The organism is Roseobacter sp. HKCCD6576-2, assembly GCF_013179285.1.
GTDB lineage: Bacteria > Pseudomonadota > Alphaproteobacteria > Rhodobacterales > Rhodobacteraceae > Rhodophyticola > Rhodophyticola oceani.
Genome location: NZ_WVNW01000001.1, coordinates 822,334 through 845,276 on the forward strand (window position 1 = coordinate 822,334; position 22,943 = coordinate 845,276).

20 protein-coding genes are annotated in these 22,943 nt (G+C 60.4%); 17 read left to right on the plus strand and 3 right to left on the minus strand.

All coding sequences use genetic code 11. The features are described 5' to 3' along the window. Positions 1 to 11 precede the first annotated feature (11 nt). The 8 genes from GTF44_RS04105 to GTF44_RS04140 all read left to right on the plus strand — a co-directional run bounded on the left by GTF44_RS04105 (position 12) and on the right by GTF44_RS04140 (position 6,177). Complete coding sequence (locus GTF44_RS04105; protein WP_171557718.1) at positions 12 to 1,544, plus strand: acyl-CoA carboxylase subunit beta; 1,533 nt, start codon at positions 12 to 14, stop codon at positions 1,542 to 1,544. A gap of 6 nt (positions 1,545 to 1,550) precedes the next feature. Continuing rightward, positions 1,551 to 1,946 (plus strand): RidA family protein, encoded by a 396-nt coding sequence (locus GTF44_RS04110; RefSeq protein WP_171557720.1) that lies wholly within the window; start codon positions 1,551 to 1,553, stop codon positions 1,944 to 1,946. A gap of 8 nt (positions 1,947 to 1,954) precedes the next feature. Then, a complete protein-coding gene (locus GTF44_RS04115; protein ID WP_171559553.1) occupies positions 1,955 to 2,320 on the plus strand; it encodes a DUF6497 family protein in 366 nt (121 codons plus the stop codon). A gap of 202 nt (positions 2,321 to 2,522) precedes the next feature. After that, positions 2,523 to 2,666, plus strand: a complete 144-nt coding sequence (locus tag GTF44_RS04120; protein WP_171557724.1) for a hypothetical protein — start codon at positions 2,523 to 2,525, stop codon at positions 2,664 to 2,666. 135 nt (positions 2,667 to 2,801) lie between these two features. Beyond that, positions 2,802 to 3,146: a hypothetical protein gene (locus GTF44_RS04125; protein ID WP_171557725.1), complete on the plus strand. Its 345-nt coding sequence runs from the start codon at positions 2,802 to 2,804 to the stop codon at positions 3,144 to 3,146. Between the two features lie 21 nt (positions 3,147 to 3,167). Beyond that, a complete protein-coding gene (locus GTF44_RS04130) occupies positions 3,168 to 3,542 on the plus strand; it encodes a hypothetical protein (protein ID WP_171557726.1) in 375 nt (124 codons plus the stop codon). Positions 3,543 to 3,807: 265 nt separating this feature from the next. After that, the gene (locus GTF44_RS04135) at positions 3,808 to 4,011 is read left to right on the plus strand and encodes a hypothetical protein (RefSeq protein ID WP_171557728.1); all 204 of its coding nucleotides are present in this window, start codon (positions 3,808 to 3,810) and stop codon (positions 4,009 to 4,011) included. A gap of 120 nt (positions 4,012 to 4,131) precedes the next feature. Beyond that, positions 4,132 to 6,177 carry an acetyl/propionyl/methylcrotonyl-CoA carboxylase subunit alpha gene (locus tag GTF44_RS04140; protein ID WP_171557730.1) on the plus strand — a complete coding sequence of 682 codons (2,046 nt, stop codon included), beginning with the start codon at positions 4,132 to 4,134 and terminating at the stop codon, positions 6,175 to 6,177. Between the two features lie 39 nt (positions 6,178 to 6,216). Here GTF44_RS04140 and GTF44_RS04145 read toward each other — a convergent pair whose 3' ends face one another. After that, a complete protein-coding gene (locus GTF44_RS04145) occupies positions 6,217 to 6,699 on the minus strand; it encodes a DUF4174 domain-containing protein (protein ID WP_253261146.1) in 483 nt (160 codons plus the stop codon). A 305-nt stretch (positions 6,700 to 7,004) separates the two neighbouring features. Between GTF44_RS04145 and scpA the strand changes: the two genes are divergently transcribed. From scpA to GTF44_RS04170, 5 genes are all read left to right on the plus strand, one after another. Beyond that, the gene (scpA, locus tag GTF44_RS04150) at positions 7,005 to 9,137 is read left to right on the plus strand and encodes a methylmalonyl-CoA mutase (protein WP_171557731.1); all 2,133 of its coding nucleotides are present in this window, start codon (positions 7,005 to 7,007) and stop codon (positions 9,135 to 9,137) included. Positions 9,138 to 9,284: 147 nt separating this feature from the next. Next, the gene (locus GTF44_RS04155; protein WP_171557733.1) at positions 9,285 to 10,352 is read left to right on the plus strand and encodes an AI-2E family transporter; all 1,068 of its coding nucleotides are present in this window, start codon (positions 9,285 to 9,287) and stop codon (positions 10,350 to 10,352) included. A 2-nt stretch (positions 10,353 to 10,354) separates the two neighbouring features. Beyond that, positions 10,355 to 11,032: a DnaA/Hda family protein gene (locus GTF44_RS04160; RefSeq protein ID WP_171557735.1), complete on the plus strand. Its 678-nt coding sequence runs from the start codon at positions 10,355 to 10,357 to the stop codon at positions 11,030 to 11,032. A 42-nt stretch (positions 11,033 to 11,074) separates the two neighbouring features. Then, the gene (locus tag GTF44_RS04165) at positions 11,075 to 13,249 is read left to right on the plus strand and encodes an RNA degradosome polyphosphate kinase (protein WP_171557736.1); all 2,175 of its coding nucleotides are present in this window, start codon (positions 11,075 to 11,077) and stop codon (positions 13,247 to 13,249) included. A 21-nt stretch (positions 13,250 to 13,270) separates the two neighbouring features. After that, entirely contained in the window at positions 13,271 to 14,845 is a 1,575-nt protein-coding gene (locus GTF44_RS04170; protein WP_253261147.1) for a Ppx/GppA family phosphatase, read from the plus strand. A gap of 7 nt (positions 14,846 to 14,852) precedes the next feature. Here the strand turns inward: GTF44_RS04170 and GTF44_RS04175 are convergent, their stop codons facing one another. Continuing rightward, positions 14,853 to 15,362, minus strand: coding sequence for a fasciclin domain-containing protein (locus GTF44_RS04175; RefSeq protein ID WP_145211536.1), 510 nt, complete (start codon positions 15,360 to 15,362; stop codon positions 14,853 to 14,855). Between the two features lie 156 nt (positions 15,363 to 15,518). Here GTF44_RS04175 and proS point away from each other — a divergent pair, with 156 nt between their 5' ends. Together proS and GTF44_RS04185 are read left to right on the plus strand one after the other, a co-directional pair. Then, positions 15,519 to 16,916: a proline--tRNA ligase gene (gene proS, locus GTF44_RS04180; protein WP_171557738.1), complete on the plus strand. Its 1,398-nt coding sequence runs from the start codon at positions 15,519 to 15,521 to the stop codon at positions 16,914 to 16,916. A gap of 277 nt (positions 16,917 to 17,193) precedes the next feature. Further along, positions 17,194 to 18,789, plus strand: coding sequence for a calcium-binding protein (locus GTF44_RS04185; protein ID WP_171557740.1), 1,596 nt, complete (start codon positions 17,194 to 17,196; stop codon positions 18,787 to 18,789). Between the two features lie 210 nt (positions 18,790 to 18,999). Here the strand turns inward: GTF44_RS04185 and GTF44_RS04190 are convergent, their stop codons facing one another. Then, positions 19,000 to 20,634: an ABC transporter substrate-binding protein gene (locus GTF44_RS04190; protein WP_171557741.1), complete on the minus strand. Its 1,635-nt coding sequence runs from the start codon at positions 20,632 to 20,634 to the stop codon at positions 19,000 to 19,002. Positions 20,635 to 20,887: 253 nt separating this feature from the next. On the opposite strand from GTF44_RS04190, the gene GTF44_RS04195 reads away from it, so the two are divergent. Beyond that, positions 20,888 to 22,234, plus strand: a complete 1,347-nt coding sequence (locus tag GTF44_RS04195; RefSeq protein ID WP_171557743.1) for an ABC transporter permease — start codon at positions 20,888 to 20,890, stop codon at positions 22,232 to 22,234. Further along, entirely contained in the window at positions 22,227 to 22,922 is a 696-nt protein-coding gene (locus GTF44_RS04200; protein WP_171557744.1) for an ABC transporter ATP-binding protein, read from the plus strand. Before GTF44_RS04195 ends, GTF44_RS04200 begins: the two co-directional genes overlap by 8 nt. Positions 22,923 to 22,943: the final 21 nt, after the last annotated feature.

Genomic DNA, 22,943 nt, shown 5'->3' on the forward strand with positions numbered 1-22,943 from the left:
GGAGGGACCCCATGAAAGACATCCTGCAAGAGCTTGAGCATCGTCGCGAAGAGGCCCGCCTGGGCGGTGGCCAGAAACGCATCGATAGCCAGCACGCCAAGGGCAAGCTGACGGCGCGCGAGCGGATCGAGCTTTTGCTGGATGAGGACAGTTTCGAAGAATACGACATGTTCGTCACCCATCGCTGCACCGATTTCGGGATGGAGAAGACCAAACCGCGCGGCGATGGCGTTGTCACCGGCTGGGGCACGGTGAACGGGCGGATGATCTATGTGTTTTCGCAGGATTTCACGGTTCTGGGGGGGTCGGTCTCGGAGACCCATGCGGCGAAAATCTGCAAAATCATGGATATGGCGATGCAGAACGGCGCGCCTGTGATCGGGATCAACGATTCCGGCGGCGCGCGGATTCAGGAAGGCGTCTCCAGCCTCGCGGCCTATGGCGAGGTGTTCCAGCGCAATATTCGCGCCTCTGGCGTTGTGCCGCAGATCTCGATGATCATGGGCCCCTGTGCGGGCGGCGCGGTCTATTCGCCGGCGATGACCGATTTCATCTTCATGGTGAAGGACAGCTCCTACATGTTCGTCACCGGGCCGGACGTGGTGAAGACCGTGACCAATGAGCATGTGACGGCTGAGGAACTGGGCGGGGCCACGACCCATACCCGCAAATCGTCCGTCGCGGATGGCGCGTTTGAAGATGACGTCGAAGCGCTGAACGAAGTGCGCCGGTTGATCGACTTCCTGCCGCTGTCGAACCGGGAAAAGCCGCCGGTGCGTGCGTTTTTCGACAGCCCCGACCGGATTGAGGAGAGCCTCGACACGCTGGTCCCCGACAATCCGAACATGCCCTATGACATGAAGGAACTGATCCTGAAGACCGCTGATGAAGGCGATTTTTTCGAGATTCAGGAGGAGTTCGCCAAGAACATCATCACCGGCTTCATCCGGCTTGAGGGCCAGACGGTCGGTGTGGTCGCCAATCAGCCGCTGAACCTCGCCGGTGTGCTGGATATCGACAGCGCCCGAAAAGGGGCACGGTTCGTGCGGTTTTGCGATGCGTTTGAAATCCCGATCCTGACCTTTGTCGATGTGCCGGGCTTCCTCCCCGGAACCGGGCAGGAATATGCGGGCGTCATCAAACACGGCGCGAAACTGCTCTTCGCCTATGGTGAGGCGACGGTGCCGAAAGTGACGGTGATCACCCGGAAAGCTTATGGCGGCGCCTATGTGGTGATGAGCTCGAAACACATGCAGGGCGATATCAACTACGCTTGGCCGACCTCAGAGATTGCGGTGATGGGGGCGAAAGGGGCGACGGAGATTCTGCATCGCGCCGATCTGGACGATCCGGAGAAAATCGCGGCCCATACGGCGGAATATGAGGACCGATTTGCGAACCCGTTTGTCGCCGCCGAGCGCGGCTTCATCGATGAAGTGATCCAGCCGCGTTCCACCCGGCGGCGGGTTTGCCGGGCCTTTGCCGCGCTTCGGACCAAGCACGTGCAAATGCCGTGGAAGAAGCACGACAATATTCCGTTGTGAGTCGGGATGTCTGAGCCGGTTTTCCATATGATTTTGGGCGGCCCTCGCCCCGTAGCGCCGTTTTCCCACGCGGTCGAGACGGACGGGTGGGTTGTCCTGACCGGCCAGATGCCGACCGATCCGGAGAACCCCGACGGGCCATTGCCGGACGGGATCGTGGCGCAAACCCAGGCCGTGATGCGGAATCTTAAGATCGTGCTTCAGGGCGTTCGGCTTGATCTGAGACATGTGGTGCAATGCCGTTGTTATCTGACCGAGTTCGAACGCGATTATGCGGCGTTCAATGAGACCTATCAGAGCTATTTTTCGGCGGATCGGCGGCCCGCGCGCACGACCGTTGGGGTCACGGCGTTGGCGGTGGGCGCATTGGTCGAAATCGACATGTTGGCGCGGCGGCCATGAAGGCGTTGGTGATCCCTCTCGCCCTCGTGGCGGCACCGGCGGAGGCGGAAGAGGTGGTCGCGCCGTCGGGGATGGCGGTGACGTTGCACGAGGTGCTCTATGAGGTGCAGCCCTATTCCGAGGAGTTATGGGCGGTGATCCGACTTCTGGCCCCGGATCTTGCCGATGCCGAGGATGACCCGCAGGAGGATTTGGATTGGGCATGCACGCATTTCGCGCCGGGGGCTGTAGACGCTGCCCCCGAACCGCTAGTGCAGATCGTTGTGCAGATCATGGATCGGGTGGTGCCGCGTGGTCAGGCCGATGCCGAAGCTGCGCAGGTTTTTGCCGGGTATGTCTTTGACGACAACTCCTGCATCTGGGAGGGTTTTTGATGCAGCCACAATATGTTGCGGATCGCGGTTCATGCCGACAAGCATTTGATGCAAGCGCGCCACAGACCCGAGCTGTCCCGCGAAACCGGTGTCGATTGATCCCAATTCAGGGTATCTTCGGCCCTGGTTACCTCCAAGTGACCGAACCAATGATCATGACTGGGATCAACCCCGGCAGGGTCACACATAACAGGAGAGCGAGATGTCCAAGAGCATCAAAGCGCTTCTTGCATTGGGACTTTTGGCAAGCGTCGCCGCTTGTGCGCAGGCCCCCGCGCAGGAAGAAATCATCATTGTCGAGCCGGCCCCTATTGTCGAGGAACCGGTGTACAACAAGTACAACTGACGGTGTCCTCGCCGGACGGGCTTTGCTGTCCGTCCGGCACATCGCGGCCACTCCGGCGGCGATCTTTTTTGAACCTCTTTGTAATGTGACGCGAACACAGTATTGTGAAGTCACATTTTTGAAGGGGAGACTCCCATGCTTAGAATACGATTGTTGGCCATTACGGGCCCCGCGGCGTTGGTTTTGGCCGGATGTGCACAGCCACCAGAGCCGCAAGTGGCGCGAGCGATGCCACTCTTTTCCAAATCCGGCGAGGCGCTTTGTGTCCCAAGTGATCCTGTGCCCGGTACGAATTATTCGTCTAATATTCCGAACTGCGACGAGGTCTGTGAGGAAAGCTACACAGCTGGCGCGAATGTGGCGATCTGCCCGCCTGTCTATGATCGCGGACGTCAGCCGATCGGCGATGATGGTGACGACAGTTCGACCCAGACCGGTGGGCGTGGTCAGAACGCCGCTGGTGGCCCACGGGTTCCGTAACTCTGAGAATTGGGGGCCGCGATGATCAAGCATCGCGGCTTCCCTGGCCGCCTTCCGGGCAGCGATTATCAATTCACCATCCGCCGTGAAAACAAGGCGGGAGCAACACCGCTTATCCGGCGGGAGCGCCATGCCGACCGACGCCCTGCCGATCGGCGCGCGGATGCGGCCTTCATGGAGGCGCTCTGGCTCTATTTCGGGTCAGAGCCTTTTGAGCGCGGAAATCTGGATGCCGGACGGCTGAGTTGGGTGTTCGGTCGTGAAGTCGTTGCCGCCGAAGATCCGTTTGATCCCAAGAGTTATGACGCTCTTCTGCAGATTGATGAGGGTCGCGCCCGCGCATCCTTCCCTGAGGCCTTCGACGGGCGCGGTATTTGGGAGGGCGGATCGGCATGATGCTGCCTATGCTCCTCTCGATTGCGCGGTTTCCGGCCCAAAGCAGATTTGCTGGTAACTTGTCCTTTTGGGCCGGTTTTTCCTGTGCCAACGTCCTTTTACCGGCCCCTGTCCCCAGCTGTTTTCGGGCCGGTCGTGACAAGACGTGTTACCCTTCCCCTTCGAAGCGGTCGGCCAGGTTTCTGTGCCGACCGCCTTTTTTCCGGGGGCGAACTGAGGTAGGCTGTCGCGATAGAGGCATAAAATCGACAGGAGAAGACGCACAATGCGCGGAACCTACAAACTCACACTCGCCCTTGTTGCCACCCTGGGCCTATCGGCTTGCGTGGCGTCCGATTTGGAACGCGCCGGTCTTGGTGCCGCGGCCGGTGGTGTCACCGCAGCCGCGCTTAACGGCAATATCGCAACCGGTGTGCTTATCGGTGCGGCCGGCGGCGCGCTTTGCGACGACGCGGGGCTCTGCAACTAAGGCGCGACCCGCCACAACTCGTACCAACGATCTAACAGAAGGCCGCCGGGGCAGAACCCCGGGCGGCCTTTTTTGTGCTGAAGACAGGCCACTGCGCCTGAAAGAAGGGGACAGCCAATAATGTTCAAGAAACTGCTCATCGCCAATCGCGGCGAGATTGCTTGCCGCGTTATCAAGACAGCGCAGAAGATGGGGATCAAGACGGTCGCGATCTATTCCGATGCGGATCGCAATGCGCTGCATGTGAAGATGGCCGATGAAGCGGTACATATTGGTCCGCCAGCCGCGTCGGAAAGCTACATCGTGATCGACAAGGTGATGCAGGCGATCCGCGACACGGGCGCCGAGGCTGTGCATCCAGGCTACGGCTTTCTTTCTGAAAACAAGAAATTCGCTGAGGCCCTCGAGGCGGAAGGCGTGGCCTTTGTCGGCCCGCCCGCCGGCGCAATTGAATCGATGGGCGACAAGATCACCTCGAAAAAGATTGCTCAAGAGGCGGGGGTGAGCACCGTACCCGGTTATATGGGGCTGATCGAGGATGCCGAAGAGGCAGTCAAAATCTCGAATGAGATTGACTATCCGGTGATGATCAAAGCCAGCGCCGGTGGTGGCGGCAAAGGCATGCGGATCGCTTGGAATGATGACGAAGCGCGCGAAGGTTTCCAAAGCTCGAAAAACGAAGCGGCCAGCAGCTTCGGCGATGACCGGATTTTCATTGAGAAGTTCGTCACCCAACCACGCCATATCGAAATCCAGGTTCTGGCTGACAGCCATGGCAACGCGGTCTATCTGGGCGAGCGGGAATGCTCGATCCAACGCCGGAACCAAAAGGTGATCGAAGAGGCCCCGTCGCCGTTCCTGGATGAGGCCACGCGGAAAGCGATGGGGGAGCAGGCCGTCGCCTTGGCCGAAGCAGTCGGATACACCAGTGCGGGAACGGTGGAATTCATCGTCGATGGTGAGAAAAACTTCTATTTCCTTGAGATGAACACCCGGCTTCAGGTGGAGCATCCGGTGACGGAGCTGATCACCGGCGTTGATCTTGTGGAGCAGATGATCCGCGTTGCGGGCGGCGAGGCGCTGCCCTTTGCGCAAGACGACATCACGCTGACCGGTTGGGCGATCGAGAGTCGGCTTTACGCTGAGGACCCGTATCGCGGCTTTCTGCCTTCCATCGGGCGCCTTGTGCGTTATCGCCCGCCGGCGGAAGTCGCGTCGGGGCCGCTTCTGGACAGTGACAAGTGGCAGGGTGAGGCACCGAGCGGCACAACGGCGGTGCGGAATGACACCGGCGTCTTCGAGGGCGGCGAGATTTCGATGTATTACGACCCGATGATCGCCAAGCTCTGCACTTGGGCACCGGATCGGCCCGCAGCGATTGAAGGCATGCGCAACGCGCTCGATGGGTTCGAGTTGGAAGGGATTGGGCACAATCTGCCATTCCTCGCTGCCGTGATGGACCATCCGCGTTTTGTCTCGGGTGAGATCACGACGGCCTTTATCGAGGAGGAATATCCCGATGGGTTCGAGGGCGTGACACCACAGGGCAATGATCTGAAACATCTGGCCGCGGTCGCGGCGCATATGAAGATGTTGAAAGAAGAGCGGGCCGCCAAGATCAGCGGGACGATGCCCAATCATTCGCGCCGCGTTGCGCCCGATTGGGTGGTGTTTGTCGGCAAAGAATCCTTCCCGGTGCATATCGAAGAGACCGATTTCGGCACCGAGGTGACTTTCGCCGATGACAGTCATTTCAAGGTGAACTCGGACTGGCAGCTTGGCGATACGCTGTTTGAAGGCAGCGTGGGTGAGCTTCCGATGATCGTGAAGACCGATTTCATCCGAGGGGGCGCGCGGCTCAGGTATCGCGGTGCGGATCTCAAGGCAGTGGTGCGAACGCCAAGGCAGGCCGAATTGGCGGGGCTGATGCCCGAGAAGCTGCCGCCGGATACGTCGCGGCTGCTGCTCTGCCCAATGCCGGGCTTGATCGTGAAGGTTGATGTCGCCGAGGGCGATGAGGTGCAGGAAGGTCAAGCGCTTTGCACCATTGAGGCGATGAAGATGGAAAACATCCTGCGCGCCGAGAAGAAAGGCGTGGTCGCCAAGATCAACGCAGGCGCCGGTGACAGCCTTGCGGTCGATGACGTGATTATGGAGTTCGAGTGATCCGGTGACCTGGGCCGTTCCGCATACCCCTGGCGCGGGCTATCCGTCCGACCGCAGCTCTTCGATGCGGAGCGGCATGTTGTCGATGGCGCGCATGATCTCGCGCACATCGCGTGGCGAGGGGCGGCGCAGATTGACGGTGCCGTCTTTGTCCATCAGCACCAGTGCAAAGCCGCGTGGGCGCAGTTGGCGGCGAATCTCCGACCGGGCCTCGGGGTCGGTGTCGAAGATGATCACCACATCGCGCTCCAAAAGCGGGTCGGGCCGGTCGGCCAGAAGCGCCATTTGCTCGCGAAATCTGGGGTCGGCATCGGTGTCGGCAAAGACGACAATCGGTCTGGATACCCAAAGAAAGTCGTTCAAATCCAAATCAACCGCGCTGCGCGGTTCCAGCGGATCAACAGCCTCGGTTTCGGTTTCCCCAGTCTCGTTTTGCGCCATCGCAACATCTTGCGCGGCCCCGGGCAAGGCGAGAAACAGTGAAAAACCAAGGGTTAGGCTGGTCAGTAGGGATGCGCGCATGAATCCTCCGTCTCTGCCAGATATAGGGGGTCAGCGATGGAATGCGAAGGGTTTCGTGGCGCAATACGCCTCGGATTACCGCAAAAACCTGATTTGCCTGGCTCACAGATGTGCTGCGGCATTGTGGCGGGCGAAACCTGCTTCAATTGAAGGGCTTAAGCCGGTGCAAGGTTCGCCGCTGATCGGGCGGCCCCGTTTGCCGGGAAATCTGCCTTGGTGGTCCGTCAAGGCCGCTGAGCTGCGACGAGATATCGACGACCCGACCACAGATCGGGACGCGACAAGACAAGTAAGAGGATCCTAATATGACGGAGAACACCGACGCCTGGCGTGACCTAGCCGCGAAAGAATTGCGCGGTCGTGCCTTGGACGATCTGACCTGGGATACGCTGGAGGGCATCCCGGTCAAACCGCTCTATACCTCTGAAGATGCGACGGACCTGCCACATATGGGAGGCGTGCCGGGCGAGGCGCCGTTTACCCGGGGCGTGAAGGCGACGATGTATGCCGGGCGGCCCTGGACGATCCGGCAATATGCGGGGTTCTCGACGGCGGAAGAGTCGAATGCCTTTTACCGCAAAGCGCTGGCCGCCGGGCAGCAAGGTGTGTCGGTCGCCTTCGATCTGGCCACGCATCGGGGCTATGACAGTGATCATCCCCGCGTTGTGGGCGATGTGGGCAAGGCCGGTGTGGCGATCGATAGTGTGGAGGATATGAAAATCCTCTTCGACGGGATCCCACTTGATAAGGTCTCTGTCTCGATGACGATGAACGGCGCGGTGATCCCAATCCTGGCGAATTTCATCGTGGCAGGTGAGGAGCAAGGCCATGAGCGCGCGGTGCTCTCGGGCACGATTCAGAACGATATTCTGAAAGAGTTCATGGTGCGGAACACCTATATCTACCCGCCCGAGGCCTCGATGCGGATCATTGCCGACATCATCGAATATACGTCGAATGAGATGCCGAAATTCAACTCGATCTCGATCTCCGGCTATCACATGCAAGAGGCGGGGGCGAACCTTGTGCAAGAACTGGCCTATACGCTGGCCGATGGCCGCGAATATGTGCGTGCGGCGATGGCCCGCGGCATGGATGTCGACAAATTCGCCGGGCGGCTGAGCTTCTTCTTTGCCATTGGCATGAATTTCTTCATGGAGGCGGCCAAGCTTCGCGCGGCGCGGTTCCTCTGGCACCGGATCATGACGGAGTTCGGTGCGAAATCCGAACGCTCCAAGATGCTGCGGACCCACTGCCAGACCTCGGGGGTCAGCCTGCAGGAGCAGGATCCCTATAACAACGTGGTGCGCACTGCCTATGAAGCGATGAGTGCGGTTCTGGGTGGTACGCAGTCGCTGCATACCAACGCTCTGGACGAAGCCATCGCATTGCCCACCGAGTTTGCCGCCCGGATCGCCCGGAATACGCAGTTGATTTTGCAAGAAGAAACCGGCGTGACCAATGTGGTCGACCCGTTGGCGGGTTCCTACTATGTCGAAGCGCTGACGGCAGAGCTGATCGAGCAGGCTTGGGCCCTGATCGAAGAGGTCGAAGAGATGGGCGGCATGACCAAAGCTGTCGCCACCGGCATGCCGAAGCTTCGGATCGAGGAAAGTGCAGCCAAACGCCAGGCGATGATCGATCGGGGCGATGAGGTGATTGTCGGGGTGAACAAGTACCGGCTGACCGAGGAAGACCCGATCGACATTCTCGAAATTGACAACACCGCGGTTCGGGAGGCGCAGGTGGCGCGGCTAGCGCGCATCCGCGAGACGCGTGATGCGGCGGCCTGCGAGGGTGCCCTTGCGGCGCTTGAGCAGGCCGCCTCGACCGGCACTGGAAATCTGTTGGAACTGGCCGTCGAAGCGGCCCGCGCGCGGGCATCCGTGGGGGAGATCAGCATGGCGATGGAAAAATCCTTTGGCCGCCACCGGGCGGAAGTCAAAACCCTGGCCGGTGTCTATGGTGCCGCCTATGAGGGCGATGAAGGCTTCGCGGCGATCCAGGCCGATGTGGAGAAATTCGCCGAGGCAGAGGGCCGCCGCCCGCGTATGCTGGTGGTGAAAATGGGACAGGACGGGCATGATCGGGGTGCCAAGGTCATTGCCACGGCCTTCGCCGATATCGGGTTTGATGTGGATGTGGGGCCGCTCTTCCAAACCCCGGAGGAGGCGGCGCAGGACGCGATCGACAATGACGTTCATGTCATCGGCATCTCGTCTCAGGCCGCCGGGCACAAGACCCTCGCGCCAAAGCTGATCGAGGCGCTGAAGGCCAATGATGCCGGGGATATCATCGTGATTTGCGGCGGTGTGATCCCGCACCAGGATTATGAATTCCTGCAAAATGCTGGTGTCAAAGCCATCTTCGGGCCCGGCACGAACATCCCGGAAGCGGCTCAGGATATTCTGCGCTTGATTGGGGAAGCCCGAGGCTGATCCGCCCAATATTGAGAGATTGAGGAGAGGGAGCCGGAAAACGCGCGTTTTCCGGTCGGTTTCCTCGCGGAAACCGGCCTTTGGGTTTGCTCTTGCCCTGATCCGGCCCCTGTCGCATCAAGGGGGCAGGAAGGAGACCCGCGCGTTATGGCTTTGCCGGTCCGACAACAACTGATCTATTGGGGCATCGCCTTTGCGGTGTTCCTTTTGATCCTGTGGGCGCTTGGCGATGTCATTTTGCCGTTCGTCGTCGGCGGTGCCGTGGCGTATTTCCTTGATCCTGTGGCCGATTGGCTCGAAGCAAAGGGGCTCAAACGCATCTGGGCCACGGTTCTGATTTCATTGATGGCGCTGCTGGTCGTTGTCATTGCGGCGCTGATCGTGGTGCCGCTTCTGATCAGTCAGCTCACGGGCCTCATCTCCGCGGCACCTGATCTTTTCATCCAATTGCGCGATTTCCTGATCACGCAGTTCCCGCAATTGATGGATGAGAGCTCACCACTCCGGGGCTCGCTCGTGGCAATCGGCGAGACGATCCAATCCCGTGGCGGCGAGTTGCTCAATGGCGTGTTGAGTTCCGCCATGTCGGTGATCAATGTCATCGTGTTCATCGTCGTTGTGCCCGTCGTCTCATTCTATCTGCTGTGGGATTGGGATCGGATGGTGGCCCGGATCGACGATCTTCTGCCGCGCGATCATCGCCCCGTCATCCGTCGCCTGGCCTCCGAGATTGATCAGACCTTGGCGAGTTTCGTCCGCGGGCAAGGGACGGTCTGCCTGATCCTAGGCACGTTCTATGCCGTTGCCTTGATGATTATCGGCCTGCAATTTGGCGTTGTTGTCGGGTTTATCGCCGGTTTGATCTCGTTCATCCCCTATATCGGGGCGTTGTTTGGCGGGGTTCTGGCCGTTGGCCTGGCGCTCTTCCAATTCTGGGGCGAATGGTGGTGGATTGTCGCCGTGGCGGCGATTTTTCAAGTCGGCCAGGTTGTCGAAGGCAATATCCTGACCCCCAATCTGGTGGGGGGCTCGGTCGGGCTGCACCCGGTGTGGTTAATCTTTGCGCTTTCGGCGTTTGGCGCGGTGTTCGGCTTTGTTGGCCTATTGGTGGCGGTGCCGGTCGCGGCCGTGATCGGTGTTTTGGTCCGATATGGGGTGGAGCAATATAAGCAGAGTTTGCTCTATCAGGGCCTTGGCGAGACCAAGGACGACTAGCGATGGCCGAGCAACTGGTCTTCACACTTCCCCTCCGCGCCGCGATGGGGCGCGAGGATTTCTTCGTCTCCCCGGGCAATGCGGTGGCGGTCGCCGGTATCGACGGTTGGCAAAGCTGGCCTTTCGGGAAAATGATCTTGGTTGGTCCCGAAGGGGCGGGCAAGACCCATCTGGCGCATGTCTGGGCCGACATGTCAGGCGCGGTTCTGATCCAAGCGCGCGATCTGACGGCGGCGCGGGTTGAGGCGCTGGCCGATGCGCCGGGCGTTGCTGTCGAAGACGCCGATGACATTGCCGGTCAACCGGAGGCAGAAACGGCGCTGTTCCATTTGCACAATGCCCTGGCGGGGCGCGATGCGCCGCTCCTCCTGACGGCGCGGGATGCGCCGGAACGTTGGGGGCTCGATTTGCCCGATCTGGACAGTCGGATGCGGCAGGCGGGCGTGTTGTGTTTGTCTCCACCCGATGACGCGCTTCTGGCGGCGGTCATGTTGAAACTCGCCCAAGACAGGGAGATGCCCCTCAAGCCACGCATCCTGAGCTACGCCCTGGCTCGGATCGAACGTTCTTTTGCCGCCGCTCAAGCCTTTATCACGGCGCTTGACGCGATGGCATTGGCGGCAAAACGCCCACCCACCCGCAAAATGGCCAAGGCGATCCTTGCGGATGACAAGGAATAAATGTCACGTTCTTGATATAGAACTGACCTAACGCAAGAACCCATGAGCACAGCAGATTTCCTCACGGCCCCAATTCCCGACCCCGTTGATTTGCCCGAGGCGCAAACCAAGGGGCCGCAACGGTTTTTCAATCGGGAACTCAGCTGGCTTGCGTTTAACTGGCGAGTCTTGGAAGAGGCCGAAAATCCGCGTGTACCGCTTTTGGAACGTGTTCGGTTTGTCTCGATCTCGGCGGGCAATCTTGATGAGTTTTACACGGTTCGCGTCGCGGGCCTCAGAGAGTTGGCGCTTGAGGGCAATGTCATGCCCTCCGACGATGGCCGCAGCCCGACCGAACAGCTGACCCTGATCAATGCCGATGCCCGAGCGTTGATGCAGAGCCAGCAGGACGTTTGGATTGCGTTGAAAAAGGAACTGGAAGGCGAGGGGATCAACGTGGTCGCCCGGTCGGACCTCACCGCTGCGGACAAATCCTATCTCGAAACGGTGTTCTTGACCCAGGTGTTTCCTGTTCTGTCGCCTTTGGCCATCGACCCGGCGCATCCGTTCCCGTTTATCGCCAACGAGGGGTTCTCGCTGGCCTTGCAGATGAAACGCGAGCGCGACGGGCGGAGCTTGCAAGCGCTTTTGCCGATCCCGGGGCAGATCGACCGTTTTGTGCAACTACAGGCACCAGACGGGCAGGCCAGATTCCTGCCATTGGAAGAGTTGTTGCTGCTGCATGTGGGGGCGCTGTTCCCCGGCTATAAACTCACCGGGTCGTGCAGCTTCCGCATCCTGCGCGACAGCGATTTGGAGGTTGAGGAAGAGGCCGAAGATTTGGTGCGCGAATTTGAGACCGCACTCAAGCGCCGCCGCCGTGGCGAAGTTGTTCGCCTGCAAATCTCTGATGCAGCGCCAGAAAATCTGCGCGCGGAGATCATCGAACAACTGAATGTTCAAGGCGACGAGATCGTTGAAGTCAAAGGCATGATCGGCCTCATCGCTCTGAAAGAACTGGTGATCGACGAACGCCCCGACCTGCTCTGGCCCGGTTTCATGCCGCGCGTGCCCGAGCGGGTGCAGGATCACGAAGGGGATATGTTCGCTGCGATCCAGCAGAAGGATATGCTGCTCCATCACCCGTATGAGACCTTCGACATGGTGGTCCGCTTTCTGGCGCAGGCGGCGCGGGACCCGAATGTGGTTGCGATCAAACAGACGCTTTATCGGACGTCTAACGAGAGCCCGATTGTCGAGGCGCTGTGTGAGGCGGCGGAGAATGGCAAGTCGGTCACCGCACTTGTGGAGTTGAAAGCGCGGTTTGATGAGGCGGCGAATATCCGACAGTCGCGCAAGCTGGAACGCTCGGGCGCGCATGTGGTTTACGGCTTCATCAACTATAAAACCCACGCCAAGATCTCGACGGTCGTGCGCCGCGAGGGTGACAAGCTGGTGACCTATACCCATTACGGAACCGGCAATTACCACCCGATCACAGCGCGGATTTACACCGATTTGAGCCTCTTTACCTGCGATGATGCGCTTGGCCGAGATGCGACGAAGGTGTTCAATTATATCGGCGGATATGCCGAGCCGGAGGGGCTGGAGAATCTGGCGATCTCTCCGATCAGCCTGAAATCGACAATCCTCGAGAACCTCAAGGCCGAGGCGGCGCATGCCAAAGCGGGCAAACCTGCGATGGTTTGGGCCAAGATGAACAGCCTGATCGAGGCTGATGTCATTGACGCGCTCTATCAGGCGAGCCAGGCGGGGGTGAAGATCGATCTTGTGATCCGGGGCATCTGCGGGCTCCGGCCTGGGGTGAAGGGGTTGAGCGAGAATATCCGGGTGAAATCGGTTGTAGGCCGGTTCCTGGAGCACTCGCGGATTGTCTGTTTTGGCAACGGATCGGGCCTGCCGTCGAAGAAGGCGCGGGTCTATATCAGTTCGGCGGATTGGATGGGTCGGAACCTGAACCGACGGGTCGAAACTCTGGTGGAATGCAAAAATGCGACGGTGAAAGCGCAGATTGTGAGCCAGATCATGGCCGCCAATCTGGCCGATGTGGCGCAGAGCTGGGTGTTGACCCCCGATGGCAGCTTTGAGCGCCCCGACCTGAGCCAGATCGAGAACCCATTTTCCTGCCACCGGTTCTTTATGGAGAACCCGTCGCTGTCGGGCCGAGGGTCCGCCGGGGCGAAAGACGTACCAGCGCTGACCCATTCGAATGATTGACGGGTGCGTGAGCGGCATGTCATGCCTGTGACTATGATGGGAGAGGCTGCCGTTCCGATTGAGACGCACCCCGATTGGGGACCGTTTGGCGCGCCGCTTTTCGATGGGCCGCAAGCCCGCGCGCTAAGCCGGGTGGGTGTGATCGATATCGGCTCGAACTCCGTCCGCCTGGTGGTGTTCGACGGCGCGGCGCGGTCGCCGGCTTACTTCTTCAACGAGAAAATCCTTTGCGGTCTGGGTGCAGGCTTTGCCGAAACCGGGCGGCTGTCGGTTGATGGTCGCGCGCGGGCTTTGACTGCTTTGAAACGCTTTGCGGCACTGGCCGAGGCGATGGATGTGTCGCCCTTGGTGACGGTTGCAACGGCGGCAGTGCGGGAGGCCGAGGATGGGCCAGAGTTTCGCGCCGAAGTGGCGGCGGAGACTGGCTTGCAGATTGTCGTCGTCGATGGCGCGGAAGAGGCGCGTCTTGCGGCGCAGGGCGTGCTGTTGGGCTGGCCCGGGGCGCAGGGGCTGATCTGCGATATCGGTGGCTCGTCTATGGAACTGGCGGAGCTGTTGGGCGAAGGCCAGGTGGGCCGTTGCGAGACCTCGGATTTGGGGCCGTTGAAGCTGATGGGGATCAAGGGCGGCAAAAAAGCCGTTCGCGCCCATATCAAGGATCGGATCGTAGCGCTCAAAACCCAGTTCCCGGACCGCCCGGAGCGGTTGTTTTTAGTCGGCGGATCGTGGCGTGCCATTGCCCGGATCGACATGGAGCGGCGCGGGTACCCTTTGAAAGTGCTGCATGAATATCGCATGACGCCGCGCGCGATCATGGAGACGATCAAATACATCGCCAAGACCGATATCGATGTGTTGCGGGGGCAAACCGGCACCAGCGAGGCGCGGATGCGCCTGGTGCCTTTGGCGTCCGAGGTGCTGCGCGTGTTGATGCGGCAGATCAGGCCGCATGAGGTGGCGATCTCAAGCTATGGCATCCGCGAGGGGTTGCTCTATGAGCAGATGGGGCCGGAGCTCCGCCATCGTGACCCTCTGATCGAAGCCGCGCGCCATGCGGAGGCGCAGAACGCGCGGATGCAGGGCTTTGGTCGCGCGCTCTACAAATTCGTGGAACCGCTTTTTTCCAATGCCAGACCGGCGCGAAAGCGCTTGGTGCGGGCGGCCTGTCTGTTGCATGATGTAAGCTGGCGCGCGCATCCCGATTACCGGGCCGAGGTGTGTTTCGACACCGCAACTCGCGCCAATTTGGGCGGCATGACCCATGCGGAGCGGGTGTTTTTGGGTCTGGCGTTGTTGCACCGGTATAAATCCAGCCGCTCGGGCACGAATTTTGACACGGATTTGTTGAAGCTTTTGCCTGAGGCCGATGTGGTGCAAGCGGAGATCCTGGGCCGCGCAATGCGCTTTGGCGCGATGTTTGCGCTCGACCGACTGCCGGATCATGGGCGGCTCAAGCTTTATCCAAAAAAGAGAGTTCTGGAGCTGACACTGACGACGGATGCGGGGCGGAACCTGTTTGGCGAGGTGGCCGAGGCCCGGTTTCAGGCGCTTGCAGGTGCGATTGGGGCCGAAGCGGTGGTGCGTTCCGGCCCCTGATCAAAGCTCAGTGGCAGGCCGGACGATCGCCAGGGATCAACACACGATCAATCACATGGATCACGCCGTTGTCGGCCTCGATATCGGCGATAACCACATTGGCCATTTCTCCGGAGCCGTCGGCGATGGACACGCCGCCCGAGCCAGCGGTTACACAAAGGCGCGCTGAGGTCAGTGCCGGGCGGATATAGATCGACCCGTTCGGCAACATGCCCGAGGTCAGCTCGCGATCATCTACATGGTAGAGCAAGATATCGGTCAACTGCCCCTGGTTCTCCGGCAAGAGCAGCGTTTCAACCGTACCCTCAGGCAGCGCGGCGAAGGCGTCATTGACCGGCGCGAAGACGGTGAACGGGCCAGGTCCAGACAGCGTATCGACCAGGCCTGCGGCGGTCACGGCAGCCACGAGGGTCGAGAAGCGCTCATCGGCGGCGGCGATATCAACGATGGTGTTGGCGCTGGCAGCGGAGCCCATCAGGGTGGCCGCGGTGAGGGCGGTGGCAAGCAATTTTTTCATTTATGTGTCTCCCATTGTCTGAACACGGAAGGGGTTACGAGGGGTCATCTTGATCCGATCACGGCGATCACGATCCTGTGATGGTGCGTGATCTCTTGTCCGACCTCGGGCAATCGCGTAACCCGGGCGGAACGCGACCCCGAGATGAGAGAACCCATGCGCCTAAGCCGCTATTTCCTGCCCGTTCTGAAAGAGACCCCTGCTGAGGCGCAGATTGTCAGCCACCGGCTGATGTTGCGCGCGGGGATGATCAAGCAAGCCAGTGCGGGGATCTATTCTTGGCTGCCGCTTGGCTATCGGGTGCTGACGCGGATCGCGCGGATCGTGAATGAAGAGCAGCAACGCGCGGGCCATATCCCGATGTTGATGCCGACTTTGCAAAGCGCTGATCTTTGGAAAGAGAGCGGGCGTTATGACGCCTATGGTCCAGAGATGCTGCGCATTCGCGACCGGCAAGATCGGGACATGCTTTATGGTCCGACCAATGAAGAGCTGATCACCGATATTTTCCGGTCCCATGTAACCAGCTACAAGGACCTGCCGCTGACGCTCTATCATATCCAGTGGAAATTCCGAGATGAGATCCGCCCGCGCTTTGGCGTGATGCGCGGGCGCGAATTCCTGATGAAAGATGGCTATAATTTCGACGTCTCGAAAGAGGCCGCGATGCACGCGTATAACCGCCATTTGGTGAGCTATCTGCGCACCTATGAGCGTATGGGTCTTCAGGCCATCCCGATGCGGGCCGATAGCGGGCCGATTGGCGGCGATGACACCCATGAGTTTTTGGTGTTGGCCGAGACCGGCGAGAGCGAAGTGTTTTATGACAGCGAGATCACCGATCTGAAATTCGGTGACCGCGCGGTGGATTACGACAGCGAGGCAGAGTGTCAGGCTGTGTTGGAAGAGTTCACCAGCCGCTATGCCCGCACCGACGAGACCCATGATGAAGCGCTCTTCATGGAAATCCCCGAAGAACGGCGCCGGGTGGCCCGCGGCATCGAAGTGGGTCAGATTTTCTATTTCGGCACCAAATACTCCGACGCGATGGGCGCGACGGTGCAAACCGCCGATGGGCAGAAAGTGCCGGTTCATATGGGCAGTCACGGGATCGGTGTCAGCCGCCTTATGGGGGCGATTATCGAGGCCAGCCATGACGACAAAGGCATCATCTGGCCCGAAGGTGTGACGCCGTTCCATTGCGGCATTGTCAATCTGCGTCAGGGTGATGCTGGCACGGATGCCGCTTGCGAGGGGCTCTATAAGGCGCTTCAAGCCAAGGGTCTGGAACCGCTCTATGACGACCGCGAAGAGCGGGCGGGCGCGAAATTCGCCACCATGGATCTGATTGGTCTCCCCTGGCGGATCACCGTCGGGCCACGTGGGTTGGACAAAGGCGTCGTGGAGCTCACCTGCCGCCGGACTGGCGAGAGCGAAGAGATGAGCGCGGAGGCGGCGGCGGCAAAAGTGGCCGAGATCTATGCGCCGCATCATGGCCATGCTGGCGCGATGGTAGAGCCGATGGCGGATCGGAGCTTCCACACTTGGCTCTAGCGCCAGACAGGCGTGTCTGAACTCTAACGACTCATACTGTCCCGGCATGTCCGGGGCAGAACGTTTGGCCGGTGCAATCTTGCCGGGCCATGACGCTCATTTTCAATCTGTTTTGATCGTGCCGATTGTGTTTGGTCGGGCAACATTTCTTCTCCTTTCGGACAGGGGGCCTATCCGAATTCTTCTGAAGATATGCCATTGCTCAGGTCGCTTCCGCCCCATGGTCCGATAGGTGTCGCGTGATGAGAAAACGCAACGCCTGTTAGGGGAGACCACAATGGCGAGACATATATACGGAACACCGGAGGCCGATGAGATCAGCGGCGGCGCAGGTCCGGACCGCATTCACGGCAAAGAAAGTGACGACACGATTTCGGCAGGCAACAGCGCCGACCGAGTTTATGGCCAAGGCGGCGACGACACGATCTCTGGCGCAGGTGGTGCAGATGCGCTGCGCGGCGGCGGTGGCGCCGATGTGATCGATGGCGGCGCGGGTCAGGACAAAATTTATGGCGGCACAGGTGACGACTACCTAACCGGCGGCAATGTCCGGGCCGGTGGCTCTAGCTCCGGCTCTGGCTCCGGATCGGGTGGCGTCGATGACAAACTCTGGGGTGGTGATGGTAATGACACCATGTATGGCCAAGGAGGGAACGACAAACTCTTCGGCGGCGATGAGCAGGATCAGATGTTTGGCGGTGCCGGTGCAGACAGCCTCTTTGGCGGCAATGATAATGACGAGATTTCAGGTGGCGGCGCAAATGATGTCGCCATTGGTGGCCAAGGGAACGACAACATCTCCGGCAACATCGGGGCGGATCGCCTCTATGGCGGTGCTGATCAAGATGTTTTGTCCGGCGGCACCGGCTCCGACCGCCTTTATGGTGGTGCTGGTCATGATCACTCCCAGGGCGACGAGGGGAATGACAAGGTCTATGGGGCCGATGGCGATGATACCCTGACGGGCGATGGTGGCGACGACCGTCTCTATGGTGGCGCTGGCAACGACGCGTTGGATGGCGGTATCGGGGCCGATTTCCTCTGGGGCGGCAAGGGCGATGACGTCATGTTCGGCGGGGCGGGCAATGACCGGCTTGGCGGCGCAGACGGAAATGACATCCTTTGGGGCGGCAGTGGCAAAGATCTTCTCTATGGTCGGGCCGACAATGACGAGTTGCATGGCGGCACCGGCAATGACGAGTTGAGAGGCGGCATTGGCGACGACGTGCTTTACGGCGACGGCGGCAGCGACTTTCTTGGCGGTGGCCAAGGCAATGACATGCTGGACGGTGGCACGGGCAATGACACGTTGATGGGGCGCCAGGGGGACGACGTTCTGTCTGGCGGAGCAGGGGTCGATGCTCTGTTCGGCGGCAATGGCAAGGATGTCTTGTCTGGTGGCGGCGGTGGCGATGTGCTGAACGGCGGCGCTGGCGCAGACGATCTGTCGGGCGATGCGGGGCGCGATGTGCTGAACGGCGATTCCGGTGCGGATGTGCTCCGCGGCGGTGCCGGTGCTGACACGCTGGACGGTGGCCACGGGACCGATCGCCTTGAGGGTGGATCGGGCGTCAACCAATTGACTGGCGGCTCCGGTGCAGATGTCTTTGTTTTCAAAGACGGCGGCTTTTCCCGCGATACGATCACCGATCTGCAAGTCTTTGGGTCGGCCAAAGACACCATTGATCTGTCCGATTTTGGCTTCCTGACGGCGTATGCCGATCTGGATGCCTGGCAAGCGGCCAATGTCACAGTGACGGCGGATGGGGACGTCAAGATGCGTCTCGCTGGCGCGCAATCCGTCGTGATCGAGGACCATACCGATCGTGGGGAGGCGTTTGTCGAATTCGTGATGGACACGATCTTGTTCTAGCCAAGATCAGATCAAATCCGCCGTTTTGCAGGCGCGGCGGTTCCCAGGATTTGTTGTCAAACGTGACGGGGGTTCTACCCATCCCTCGTGAAGCTGATGACGTGCGTACAACAGATTCTGGAAGGGCATTTGGTGGGGTGGGTCTAAGCAGCCATCCATTGCCAGATGGTCCCGGAGAGGGCGGCGCATTCTGCGCCGCCCTTCTTTGCATTAGGCTGCGAAGCCCAGGTAATGTAGGTGGATCTCATAGATCGGGTGCGTTTCCGCGCCGACGATGTCCTCCCTATGGTGCCGATAGACCGAGCGCCAATAGGGCTGAATGATTACCCCTTCATCGCGCATGATCTGTTGAATCCGGGCCATCACCTGGCTGCGGGCTTCGGCATCGGCAATTGCCGAGGCTTCGGCCAGAAGCGTGTCGAACTCTTCGTTGTTGAAGCCAGTTTCGTTCCAGGGCTCGCCCGACTTATAGGCCAGCGTCAGGTTCTGCACGCCCAAGGGCCGGTGGCCCCAATCGGTGGAGCTGAACGGATATTCGGCCCAATCGTTCCAGAAGGTCGACCCTGGATAGATGGTCCGCGTCACGTTCAAACCGGCATCGCGAAGCTGCGCCGCCAGTGCGTCTGAGGTGGGGCGCCGCCAACTGTCATCGATCGAGATCAGCTCATGCTCAAAGTCGAGCACACCAGCCTCTTCCATCAGGCGACGGGCTTCTTCCGGGTTGTATTCCGGCGGTCCGATATCGGCATATTCGGGATGGATCGGGCAGACATGGTGGTTTTCCGCCACGGTTCCGCGCCCGTCATAGCCGATTTCAAGCAGAACACTGTTGTCACATGCCAGCGCCAAGGCGCGGCGCACCCGCACATCGTCATAAGGTGCGTTGTTCTGATTGGTCCGGAGCACCAGCGAGTTGGCCGAGAGCGCTTCGGATTTGGTCCAGCCGATCGAGTCGAAAATATCGACGAAATTGCCGACAGTTTCATAGAGCATGTCGATCTCGCCGGCCTCGGCCGCGGCCAAATGGGCCGATTGGTCGGTGCCGAGATCGACAAACTCAATCCGGTCCAGCGCCGCGCCATTATCGGCATCCCACCAGGTGTGATCGGGGTTCTTCTCCATCACCGCGCCGACACCCACCTCGTAAGAGACGGGCCGATAGGGGCCTGTGCCGACGGGGTTATCGACCGGGCTGCCCGAGAAACCGTTCTGCACGATGGCAGAGGGGTAATCGGACATGGTCGGGATGATGGTGATGTCGGGCTGTGCCAGATTCAGCACCACGGTGTGATCGTCGACGACCTCCAAGACGCCATCGGCAATCGCGCCGGTCGCTTCGTCGATGAGCGCGCCCATCCGCGAGGCCATTGCGTTGCCTTCCATCGAGCGGTCGCACCACCGGGTGATGTTGTAGGCCACATCGGCCGAGGTAAACGGCGTGCCATCGTTCCACATCACACCCTGACGCAGGTACAACGTGTATTGTGTCGCGTCCTCATTGACCTCCCAGTTTTCCAGAAGTCGGCCCGAGAACACGCCATCACGGCTGTATTCCACCAGGTATTCCAGCCACCCACGGCTGAAATTCGCGATCTGCGGCCAGTCATAGGAGGGCGGATCTTTCATCGCCCGGACTTCTTGCTGGATGCGGATCGTTCCGCCTTGTTGGATATGCCCGGCGGCGCGGGCAGGTTTGGCCGAGCCGATCAGGCCATAGGCCACGCTGGCCGATACGCCAAGCGCAGTCGCGCGGGTCAAAAACTCGCGGCGGTCCATCGTGCCGTCAGCGACTTCCTGCGCATAGGCCATAGCTGCGGGATGCACGTTTCGTGCGGAATGAGTCATAGGTGTTTGTCTCCCTGGACGAACGGGCAGGAGCCCGGCCTGGTCGTCAACTCCAGGCATTCTGGGTAAAGGCGGGGCGCAGGCATCTGTCGGCCCGTCTAACCGCCACGGTTCGATGTCGAAAAACGACATGAAAGATTAAAAGCGACATGTTGGGTGGGTGCAAGCGTTATTGGTGCTGGAATCAACGAAGCTTGACCCTTGGCCTTAAAGCACCCAGTTTGCGCGCAACAATAATGGGCAGGAGCGCCGGATGTCTGGCCGAACCAAACCGTTCTCGGGCTTTGAGTTTATGATCGCTTGGCGTTATCTGCGCGCCCGCCGCGCCGAGGGTGGCGTCAGCGTGATGACCTGGATCAGCTTCATTGGCATCGCTTTGGCGGTTATGGCGCTGATCGCGACCTTGGCCGTCCGCTCGGGCTTTCGCCATGAATTTGTCGCGACGATTGTTGGCGCGAACCCGCATATCTCTGTTCTTGGGTTGGAGCGGTTCGACTATACCGAAGAAGAGCGCGCTTTGATCGACGCGAACCCGGATGTCGCGGCGGCCTTGGCCGGGCGCGCGGCCACCACACGCACAATTGAAGCACCGCAAGCGGTGGCCGACGCGGTCCGCGCAGTGGCCGGTGTCGAACATGCCGCCGCCGTCATTCGCGCCGAGGTCATGGCGAGCGCGCGGGCCGAAAATACGCTAGGCCAAGTGATTGGGATCACGGCCGAAGACTTGGCCACCGTGCCTTTGGTGCGCGAGCCGGAAGCCGCCTTTGGCGATTTGCAGCGTTTCAACGAGGGTGTCGCAATTGGCGAGGGCGTGGCGCGGCGTTTGGGGCTGCGGATCGGCGATACGATCCGCCTGACCTCACCGACGGGCGCGCAGACTGTCGGCGGGCGGGCCGCCCGGATCGGAGGTTATGAGGTCGTCTATGTGTTCCGGGTGGGCCGGTGGGACATCGACAATGTGCGCATCTATATGCCCTTTGCCGAGGCGCAGAGCTTCTTTGGCCGCGATGGCGTGGCCGATAGCATTGACGTGGCAGTCGGCGATCCCGAGTCCGTCGAAGAGGTGGTTTGGGAGGTGTCCCAAGCGGCGGGGCAGGGCACCTATGTCCGCACCTGGCAGGACAGTTCCGGAGCGTATCTGCAAGCCTTGCAGATGGAAGACAACATCATGTTCGTCATCCTCTCGATCCTGGTTTTGATCGCAACGATGAACATTGTCTCCGGCCTGATCATGCTGGTGAAAAACAAGAGCCACGATATTGGGATTCTGCGAACTGTGGGCCTGAGCGAAGGCTCGATCCTGCGGGTGTTCTTTATCTGCGGCTCCGCCATTGGGCTCGCGGGCACGGTTGTGGGCGTGGCGCTTGGCTGCGCCTTTGCGATCTGGATTGACCCGATCTTCAGCTTTGTGAACTGGGTCGCGGGTGGCGGTGTTTGGGACCCATCGGTCCGGCTTTTGTCGCAACTGCCCGCACGGCTTGAATGGGGCGATGTGATGTCGGCGGTCACGCTGTCTTTGGGCCTGTCTTTTGTCGTGACGATCTTCCCCGCCCGCCGCGCGGCGCGGATGAACCCGGTGGAGGCGCTGCGCTATGAGTAAGCCAGTGTTGCGCCTCGATGGGATCGAGAAGGGCTACAATCACGGATTGCCGAATGAAATCCGCGTGTTGCGCGGAGCCTCCGTGGAGGTGCAACCGGGCGAGATCGTTGCGCTGGTCGCGCCTTCGGGTGCCGGGAAGTCGACGCTTCTCCATATCGCCGGTCTGCTCGATACTCAGGATGCAGGCGTGGTCGAAATCGCGGGTGTGGATCAGGGCCAAGCGTCTGATCGGGCGCGGACCGCGGCGCGGCGCGGACAGATCGGGTTTATCTATCAGTTCCACCATCTGCTGCCGGAGTTCACGGCGGCTGAGAATATCGTGCTGCCGCAACTGGCCCATGGGGCGCCCCGCGCCGAGGCCGAGGCGCATGCGCAAGAGCTATTGGAAAGCGTCGGCGTGGGAGACCGCGCCAGCCATCGGCCCGCCGCGATGTCGGGCGGCGAACAACAGCGCGTTGCGTTCTGCCGCGCTTTGGCGAACCGACCTGCCTTGCTTTTGGCGGATGAGCCAACCGGAAACCTTGATCCAGCGACGTCGGATCGCGTGTTCGATGCCTTAATGGGGCTGGTGCGCGGGCGCGGGCTTGGCGCGCTGATCGCGACGCATAATCTGGAGCTGGCCGGGCGAATGGATCGCGTCTTGCGGCTTGACGGTGGCGTTCTTATGGATGCGCCCGAGGCGGTCTGACCGCGGCCGCGTGTTAAGCGG

Excerpts from the sequence above, each read along its gene's own strand:
- GTF44_RS04195 (WP_171557743.1), top strand. The coding sequence starts at position 20,888 with ATGTCTGGCCGAACCAAACCGTTCTCGGGCTTTGAGTTTATGATCGCT.
- GTF44_RS04155 (WP_171557733.1), top strand. The coding sequence starts at position 9,285 with ATGGCTTTGCCGGTCCGACAACAACTGATCTATTGGGGCATCGCCTTT.
- GTF44_RS04175 (WP_145211536.1), bottom strand. The coding sequence starts at position 15,362 with ATGAAAAAATTGCTTGCCACCGCCCTCACCGCGGCCACCCTGATGGGC.
- GTF44_RS04165 (WP_171557736.1), top strand. The coding sequence starts at position 11,075 with ATGAGCACAGCAGATTTCCTCACGGCCCCAATTCCCGACCCCGTTGAT.
- GTF44_RS04125 (WP_171557725.1), top strand. The coding sequence starts at position 2,802 with ATGCTTAGAATACGATTGTTGGCCATTACGGGCCCCGCGGCGTTGGTT.
- GTF44_RS04185 (WP_171557740.1), top strand. The coding sequence starts at position 17,194 with ATGGCGAGACATATATACGGAACACCGGAGGCCGATGAGATCAGCGGC.
- scpA (WP_171557731.1), top strand. The coding sequence starts at position 7,005 with ATGACGGAGAACACCGACGCCTGGCGTGACCTAGCCGCGAAAGAATTG.
- GTF44_RS04120 (WP_171557724.1), top strand. The coding sequence starts at position 2,523 with ATGTCCAAGAGCATCAAAGCGCTTCTTGCATTGGGACTTTTGGCAAGC.
- GTF44_RS04160 (WP_171557735.1), top strand. The coding sequence starts at position 10,355 with ATGGCCGAGCAACTGGTCTTCACACTTCCCCTCCGCGCCGCGATGGGG.
- proS (WP_171557738.1), top strand. The coding sequence starts at position 15,519 with ATGCGCCTAAGCCGCTATTTCCTGCCCGTTCTGAAAGAGACCCCTGCT.
- GTF44_RS04145 (WP_253261146.1), bottom strand. The coding sequence starts at position 6,699 with ATGCGCGCATCCCTACTGACCAGCCTAACCCTTGGTTTTTCACTGTTT.
- GTF44_RS04110 (WP_171557720.1), top strand. The coding sequence starts at position 1,551 with ATGTCTGAGCCGGTTTTCCATATGATTTTGGGCGGCCCTCGCCCCGTA.
- GTF44_RS04140 (WP_171557730.1), top strand. The coding sequence starts at position 4,132 with ATGTTCAAGAAACTGCTCATCGCCAATCGCGGCGAGATTGCTTGCCGC.
- GTF44_RS04170 (WP_253261147.1), top strand. The coding sequence starts at position 13,271 with ATGCCTGTGACTATGATGGGAGAGGCTGCCGTTCCGATTGAGACGCAC.
- GTF44_RS04135 (WP_171557728.1), top strand. The coding sequence starts at position 3,808 with ATGCGCGGAACCTACAAACTCACACTCGCCCTTGTTGCCACCCTGGGC.
- GTF44_RS04105 (WP_171557718.1), top strand. The coding sequence starts at position 12 with ATGAAAGACATCCTGCAAGAGCTTGAGCATCGTCGCGAAGAGGCCCGC.
- GTF44_RS04190 (WP_171557741.1), bottom strand. The coding sequence starts at position 20,634 with ATGACTCATTCCGCACGAAACGTGCATCCCGCAGCTATGGCCTATGCG.
- GTF44_RS04200 (WP_171557744.1), top strand. The coding sequence starts at position 22,227 with ATGAGTAAGCCAGTGTTGCGCCTCGATGGGATCGAGAAGGGCTACAAT.
- GTF44_RS04130 (WP_171557726.1), top strand. The coding sequence starts at position 3,168 with ATGATCAAGCATCGCGGCTTCCCTGGCCGCCTTCCGGGCAGCGATTAT.